This window comes from Kitasatospora sp. NPDC092286 (assembly GCF_044755565.1).
GTDB lineage: Bacteria > Actinomycetota > Actinomycetes > Streptomycetales > Streptomycetaceae > Kitasatospora.
On sequence record NZ_JBIVRD010000032.1, the window covers coordinates 17820 to 25109 of the forward strand.

Consider the following 7290-nt stretch of genomic DNA (forward strand, 5'->3'; position numbering starts at 1 on the left):
CGCCGAACACACAGGGTGACTTACCCGGTACGTTCCGCAGTATGCGAAGCGGACCTTCCGGGTCCGAGGCGGCCCGGATCAGCCGACGGGAGCGGGCCGGCCGCCGCTGCCGAGGCGGTCGGTGACCGAGACCACGCCGTCCACCGAGCGGCAGAGGTTCAGCACGATCGGGACGAGGTGCGGCTCGGGGACGGTGCCGCTGAGCACCACCCGGCCCTGGTTCACCTCCACGCCGACCTCGGCCGGGCTGACGCCCTCGATCCGGCCGAGCACCTCCTCGACGATCTCCCGGTGGATCACCCGGTCCTCGCGCAGGAACACCCGCAGCAGATCGCCGCGGCTGACCATGCCGAAGACCCGCCCCTCCTCGTCCAGCACCGGCAGCCGCTTCACCGCGTGCCGGCTCATCAGCCGCGCCGCGCCCACCACGCTCGTGCCGGGCGTGGTGCAGACCGCCGGGCCGGTCATCAGGTCGGCCGCGGTGGCGGCGCCCGAACCGCCCGCCGGGAGCTCCGGAGCCGGGAGCAGGCTGCCCGGGTCCTCCTGCGCGGCCAGGGTGCGCAGGAGGTCCGCCTCCGAGACGATCCCGAGCGGCCGGCCGTCGGCATCGACGACCGGCACGCCGGTGATGTCGTACTCGGCCAGCAGCGCGACGATCTCCCGGAAGCCGGTCTCGGGCGCGACCCGGACCACGGGACTGGTCATCACTGATTCGACGGTGGCGTGGCGCACGCCGGTTCACCTCGTCCGCGAGCGTCGTTAGACCGGACAGCCCTCGTCCGGCTGGTACCAGGAGCATCGCCTCTGACGGCTCGCACCGCCAGGGGCCAAGGGGCTGAAAACCCGGGACCAACGGCCCTGCCGCCGAACACGCCCCCGACGACGGCCGGCCGTGCCGCGTCGGACCGCGGGCCGCACCGCACCCGTCCGCACGGGCCGGGGCCGTGCCGTGGCGCCCCCGCCGGCAACGGGCGAAGCTGTCGGAGAACACCGGCGGGGCACCCCCGCGAAGTCCGCCACAGGGCCACCGCGCCGCCCCGCCGCGCCCGACGCCCCTGGAGTTCCCATGACCGCACCCGGCACCCCCGCCGTCCCGCTGCGCTGTCTGGTCACCGGCGCCACCGGCTACATCGGCGGACGGCTCGTCCCGGAGCTGCTGGCCGCCGGGCACTCCGTGCGCTGCCTGGTCCGTGACCCCGGGCGGCTGCGCGACCACCCGTGGCGTGCCCGGGTGGAGGCCGCCGCCGGGGACGTCACCCGGCCCGACACGCTCACCGGGGCGTTCGCCGGCATCGACGTCGCGTACTACCTGGTGCACTCGCTGGGCACCGGCCGCGGCTTCGAGGCGACGGACCGCTCGGCCGCCCGGGCGTTCGGCGAGGCGGCCGCCCGGGCCGGGGTCCGCCGGATCGTCTACCTGGGCGGGCTCAACCCCACCGGGGTACCGGCCCGGGACCTGTCGCCGCACCTGCGTTCGCGCGCCGAGGTCGGCCGGGCGCTGCGGGCGAGCGGGGTGCCGACCGCCGAGCTGCGGGCGGCCGTGATCATCGGCTCCGGCTCGGCCTCGTTCGAGATGCTCCGCTATCTGACCGAGCGGCTGCCGGTGATGGTCACGCCGAGCTGGGTGGGCACCCGGATCCAGCCGATCGCCGTCCGGGACGTGCTCCGCTACCTCACCGCGGCGGCGTCGCTGCCACCGGAGGTGAACCGGGCCTTCGACATCGGCGGCCCCGAGGTGCTCACCTACCGGGAGATGATGCGACGCTACGCCGCCGTCGCCGGGCTCCCGCACCGGCTGATCGTCCCGGTGCCGGTGCTCACCCCCCGCCTCTCCAGCCACTGGGTGGGCCTGGTCACGCCGGTGCCGAACCGGCTCGCCCGGCCGCTGGTGGAGTCACTGCGGCACGAGGTGGTCTGCGCCGAGCACGACATCGCCGGGTACGTGCCCGACCCGCCGGGCGGCCTGACCGGCTTCGACGAGGCGGTCCGGCTGGCCCTGCGGCGGATCCGGGACGCCCGGGTGGCCACCCGCTGGTCGTCCGCCTCCCTGCCCGGCGCGCCGAGCGACCCGCTGCCCACCGACCCGGACTGGGCCGGCGGCAGCCTCTACCAGGACGTCCGGGAGCGCCGGGTGGCCGCCTCCCCGGCCGCGCTCTGGCGCGTGGTGGAGGGCATCGGCGGCGAGAACGGCTGGTACTCCTTCCCGCTCGCCTGGGCGCTGCGGGGCCGGCTCGACCGGCTGGCCGGCGGCGTCGGCCTGCGCCGGGGCCGGCGCGACCCGGCCCGGCTGCGGGTCGGCGACTCGCTGGACTTCTGGCGGGTCGAGGAGATCGAGCCGGGTCGGCTGCTGCGGCTGCGCGCCGAGATGCGGCTGCCCGGCCTGGCCTGGCTGGAGCTGACCGTCACCCCGGACGGGCGGGGCGGCAGCGACTACCGGCAGCGGGCGCTGTTCCACCCCCACGGGCTCGCCGGACACGCCTACTGGTGGTCGGTGGCACCGTTCCACGCGGTGGTCTTCGGCGGCATGGCTCGCCGGATCACCGAACGCGCCGCGGCCGAGCCCCGGGAAACCTCCCCGGACGGCGCAACCATCACATGATCGACTCGTTGGACCGTCCGTCACGACAGAACGCTCGGTTCCGGGGAGGGCCCGTTGGCAGGACGGATGGACGGCACAGAACCAGCCGCGAACCGGGCCGCGCGCCCGGCCCGCCCGGTGGCGCTGGCCGAGGCGGCTCTCGTACGCCACTACCGCCGCCTGGTCCGGCTCGCCTACCTGGCCCTGCCGGCCGACCGCGACCGGCACAGCCGGGTCCTCGCCGCGCACGCCGCCGTCCAGCGGGCCCTGCCGTCCCGCTGGACGCACTGGTCCCGCCGGATCGACCCGGCGGCCGCGGACGGGGAGCAGGTGTACGCCGCACTGCGCCTGCGGGTGCTGCGCGCCACGCTGCGGCCGTGCCCGGCGCACCGGCTGCTCGCGCCCAGGGTCTGGGGGCTGCGGCTGTTCACCCCGGGCGGCGGCGAGGAGGACGCGGCCCTGGACCGCGCGCTGGCCGGTCTGGACGCGCCCGCCCGGGCCGCGTTCGCCCTGCTGGCCGCAGAGGAGCTGACGCCGGCCGTGGCCGCCGAGGTGCTCCAGCGGGCCGGTGCGGACCGCCCCGACCAGGCCGTCGACGCGGCCGGGCGGCTCTCCGCCGGGCCCGAACCCGGACGGCCGGCCTTCGATCCGTGCGCGGTCCGGGTGCAGCCCACCGACCTGCTGCGGCGGCGCCGCGCGCTCGGCGCCTCCCTCACCGTCGCCGTGCTCGCGCTCACCACCACGGCCGCCGTCCTGACCGGCCCGGACGGCGGCGCCCCCGGCGCCACGCCACTCCCCCGGCCGCCCGGCGGTACGGCGCCCCCGCCCGACCCGGCCCGGCTGGTCCGGGTGGCCGCCGACCAGTGGCAGCACACCAGCCGGGTCGACTTCTCCGCCTGGCCCGCGCGCGGCGACCGCCGCGACGACACCGCCCTGCTCGGCCGGGCGCTCACCGCCTGGACCGGGGCCGGCCCGCGGAGCAGGGCCGAACCGGGCACCGCGCCCGCCCCGCCCCGGGGCGAGCCGCAGCTGCTGTTCGCCGGCACGGTCGACGACACCCCCGTGGTGGTGCTGTACGACGGGTGGCTGCTCGCCCGGTACACCGACGGGCGCGGCGGCGGGCTGGACCTCGCCCGGGCCGACGGCTCCGACGTCACCACGGCGGGCGCGGTGGTGCTGCGCCGCCAGGGCACCGCCGCCCGCTATCTGCTCGCCCCCTGGATCGACACCGCCGAGACCCGGCGGATCGACCAGCCGGACGCGCCCGCCCGTCCGCTGGACCGTGCCGACGGCGTCACCGCCGCGACGCCCGGCGGGGCCCCCGGCGGAACGGTCGCGGACTGCCAGGGCGCCGCCCTGCTCCTGCTGCGCTCCTCCCCCGTGATCGCCGAGAAGCAGGCCTTCCTGCTCGCCGATCTGGGCGGCCTCGTCCCGGCCCATCTCACCTACACCCCGGCGCCGGACCGCGCCCAGCCGGCCCGGTCGCCCCGCGAGGCGGTCACCCCGGACGCCCTCCAGGCCTGGGCGCGCGGCGGCTGCGCCGTGCCCGACGGCACTCCCGGCGTCAGACGGCTCAACCTCTGGGCGTTCGCGGTGCAGCAGCTCCCGCAGAACGCCGGCGCGGCGTCCTGGGTCTGCCTGCGCGCCGACCGCTGGGCCGGCGAGGGCAGCGCCGCCACCGCCGTCCTGCTGCCGGGCGCCCGGGGCCCGCAGCGCACCGGCGGCGGCCCCGGCCGGGCGTGCAGCCGGTTCGAGCAGGACACCGTCGGCTGGACGTGGTGGCGCTCCCCGCAGGGCACGGAGTTCCTGCTCGCCGCAGGCAGCCGCCGGGTCGGCCGGATCACCGTCAAGGGCCCGGACTGGTCGGCCGACCGGCCCGTCCCCGACCGGACCCTCGCCGTGGAGCGCCCGGCCCGGGCCGCCGTCTCGGTCGAGGCCCTGCTGGACGGCGGCGCCAGGATCACGCCGATGCGGTAGCCGTACCGTCCGAGCTTGATCCATTCGCCTGCCTGCCCCGCCTTGTTAACCGGCGACCAATCGGTTACTGTGTGACACGCGGTCCACTTTGATCTGTGCATGACATGCAGCCTCACGCTGGGTGGCCCGGACAGAGGCTCATCGAAGGCCCGTCCACTTCGGACTCCTTGTTCAGTGAGCTGATCCCGCCAGGTAAAACCCGGACCGCGGCATCCCGCCCGATATCTGCTCATCGCCGATCGGAGCTGAGGAGAGTGTCATCATGGTCATCGCGCATGTTCCCACCGCTCGCCCACCCGGAACATTTTCGGGATTTCGACAGCCGCGGCAGACAAGAGTGGACCGGACACGCTTCCCGTCCGATTTTCCGCCCCCGGCGGCCTCGCACAGACCAAGCCAGGTCGAAATTCCGGTGAACAGTCCGTTAATTCTGGACCGATGCCGGTCCGGTCACCGCCCAGGATGACATCCCGGCCGTGACGCCGTCGAACGTGAAATCCGCATGGTCGCACTCCGGGAAAAGGTCCCCGAATGTTCACTACGACCGACCACCTGGGCTTCAGTCTGACGCAATTGCGCTACTTTGTGGTATCCGCCGAGCTCGGCAACATATCGGAGGCGGCAGAGAAGCTGTGCGCATCACAGTCGACGGTCTCGTCGGCCGTGATGCGGCTGGAACGTCAGCTCGGTGTTCAGCTGCTTCTTCGCCATCACGCCCGCGGGGTCACCCTCACCCCGAGCGGTCGGCACCTGCTGCGAGCGGCACGAACCCTGCTGGGGCAGGCCAGGAGTCTCAAAGCCCAGGGCGACGCCCTGGCGAGCGGCACGGCCGGCCGGCTCGACGTCGGGTTCTTCTTCCCGGTCGCCCCGTTTCTGCTGCCCCTGGTCTGCCGAATGACCAGAGAGCGGTCCGTGGCGCTGCAGTTGAACGTTCACGAGGAATCCGCCGACCGGCTTCTGGAGTTTCTGCAGGACGGCCGGTGCGAATTGGCTGTGACATATGATTTCCTGTCGGGCGATTCCACGTTCCACCCGCTGGTCGACCTGCCCGTCCATGCCCTGGTGGCCGATGGCGACCCGATCGGCAGGGCCGGCCCGGTCAATCTGGCGGAGCTGGCCGCCCGACCGCTCGTCACTTTGAACATCCCGGCCGTTCTCCGCCATTTCGAAACGATGTTCGCCGACACCGGCGTCCCCATGCCGCAGGTGATGACGACAACGAGCCTTGAGACAATGCGCGGTCTGGTGGCCGCCGGTTCCGGGTTCACGTTGATGTATCAACGCGCTTCGAACATGACGACTCTGGACGGAGGGAAGGTTCGAGCCGTCGAGATCACCGGCGATACGCCTTCTTCGTCCCTCGGTGTCGCCATGATGCCCGAGCTGGCCATGAGCAGCCGCGGTGACGCCTTCCTGGACGTGCTCAGATCAGCGGTTTCGATCAGCTACGGCATGAATTCACTTGCGCGACCCGGGAGACCCCTCGGCGCGACCGCCGGCACGCGGCCGTCCTGAGCGCGGTTCCGGTCGGGCTCGAAACCGGGTTCCATTCCCCGGTACCAGCGTTTTGCATATTTCTGCCGGACGGCTGCCCGGCACGGGTTACCGTAGGTGAGGAGTGTTGTGCTGGCGGTTATCTTCGCAGGTCAGGGAAGTCAGGAAAAGGGGATGGGTGCCGAGGTCTTCGGGTATTACCCGGGGCTGGTGCAGTTCGCGTCGGACACGCTGGGATACGACCTCGTTTCGCTGTGCACGGAAAATCCGGACGGACTGCTGGCCCGTACCGAGTACACCCAGCCGGCGCTCTACGTCGTCAACGCGCTGCGTACTTTCGAGCGGGTTCACCGCGAGGACCGGCCGGCCGATTTCTACCTGGGCCACAGTCTGGGCGAGTACAACGCCCTGCTCGCGGCCGGCGTCTTCGACTTCGAAACGGGACTACGGCTGGTCGCCAAGCGCGGTGAACTGATGGCGGCGGCCTCCGACGGCGGTATGACCGCGGTGCTGAACACACCGGCGGAACACCTCCTGAAGATCTTCGCGGACGACGGCGTCGACGGCGTCGACATCGCCGGTTTCAACACCGCCTCGCAGATCGTCATCGCGGCCACACCACCCGTACTGGCCGTGGCGCACGCCTGCCTGAAACGCCGGGAAATCCGTTTCGTGCGGCTCAGGGTGAGTGCGCCGTTCCACTCCCGGTACATGGAGCCGGCCCGGGTGCGCTTCGCCGAGTTCCTGAAGCGGTTCAGCTTCGCCGAACCCGCCGTACCGGTCGTCTCCAACGTCACGGGCCGGCCCTACCGGCCGGGACAGGTGGCCCGAATGCTCACGGAACAGCTGGTGACCCCGGTGCGCTGGACCGACAGCGTCCGCACCCTGCTCGACGGCGACGACGGGCTGGAATTCACCGAAATAGGGGGCTCTGCCCTCACCCACATGGTGCAGAAGATCAGGTCTGGAGTGTGACGGATGGCAACGACGAAAGAAACGATCCGGCAGTACCTGGAGGACCGCTTCCTCTTCGAGTTCGACGATGCGATCACCCCGGACACCGACCTTTTCAAGGCGGGTGTCATCGACTCGTTCGGCTACGTCAGGATGATGGAGTTCCTGGAGTCCGAGTTCTCCGTCGAGATCGTCTCGGAGGACATCCTCATGAACGTCTTTGTGTCGCTCACCGATATCGCCGGATTCGTTGACGGGAAGATCTCCGCGAACTAGAAGGACGGATC

6 protein-coding genes are annotated in these 7290 nt (G+C 72.6%); 5 read left to right on the forward strand and 1 reads right to left on the reverse strand.

Features of this window, described 5'->3' with window-relative positions; all coding sequences use genetic code 11:
* Positions 1-78 precede the first annotated feature (78 nt).
* The gene (locus ACIQIB_RS27995) at positions 79-705 is read right to left on the reverse strand and encodes a CBS domain-containing protein (protein ID WP_363610310.1); all 627 of its coding nucleotides are present in this window, start codon (positions 703-705) and stop codon (positions 79-81) included.
* A gap of 361 nt (positions 706-1066) precedes the next feature.
* Here ACIQIB_RS27995 and ACIQIB_RS28000 point away from each other — a divergent pair, with 361 nt between their 5' ends.
* The 5 genes from ACIQIB_RS28000 to ACIQIB_RS28020 all read left to right on the forward strand — a co-directional run bounded on the left by ACIQIB_RS28000 (position 1067) and on the right by ACIQIB_RS28020 (position 7279).
* On the forward strand, positions 1067-2599 hold the full coding sequence (locus tag ACIQIB_RS28000; RefSeq protein WP_400761396.1) for an SDR family oxidoreductase: 1533 nt from the start codon (positions 1067-1069) through the stop codon (positions 2597-2599).
* 66 nt (positions 2600-2665) lie between these two features.
* Positions 2666-4555, forward strand: coding sequence for a hypothetical protein (locus ACIQIB_RS28005; RefSeq protein ID WP_400761398.1), 1890 nt, complete (start codon positions 2666-2668; stop codon positions 4553-4555).
* 531 nt (positions 4556-5086) lie between these two features.
* Positions 5087-6070, forward strand: coding sequence for a LysR family transcriptional regulator (locus ACIQIB_RS28010; RefSeq protein ID WP_363610316.1), 984 nt, complete (start codon positions 5087-5089; stop codon positions 6068-6070).
* A gap of 108 nt (positions 6071-6178) precedes the next feature.
* Positions 6179-7024 (forward strand): ACP S-malonyltransferase, encoded by an 846-nt coding sequence (fabD, locus tag ACIQIB_RS28015; RefSeq protein ID WP_363610318.1) that lies wholly within the window; start codon positions 6179-6181, stop codon positions 7022-7024.
* Positions 7025-7027: 3 nt separating this feature from the next.
* Positions 7028-7279: an acyl carrier protein gene (locus tag ACIQIB_RS28020; RefSeq protein ID WP_363610320.1), complete on the forward strand. Its 252-nt coding sequence runs from the start codon at positions 7028-7030 to the stop codon at positions 7277-7279.
* Positions 7280-7290 lie beyond the last annotated feature (11 nt).

Excerpts from the sequence above, each read along its gene's own strand:
- ACIQIB_RS27995 (WP_363610310.1), bottom strand. The coding sequence starts at position 705 with ATGACCAGTCCCGTGGTCCGGGTCGCGCCCGAGACCGGCTTCCGGGAG.
- ACIQIB_RS28000 (WP_400761396.1), top strand. The coding sequence starts at position 1,067 with ATGACCGCACCCGGCACCCCCGCCGTCCCGCTGCGCTGTCTGGTCACC.
- ACIQIB_RS28005 (WP_400761398.1), top strand. The coding sequence starts at position 2,666 with ATGGACGGCACAGAACCAGCCGCGAACCGGGCCGCGCGCCCGGCCCGC.
- ACIQIB_RS28010 (WP_363610316.1), top strand. The coding sequence starts at position 5,087 with ATGTTCACTACGACCGACCACCTGGGCTTCAGTCTGACGCAATTGCGC.
- ACIQIB_RS28020 (WP_363610320.1), top strand. The coding sequence starts at position 7,028 with ATGGCAACGACGAAAGAAACGATCCGGCAGTACCTGGAGGACCGCTTC.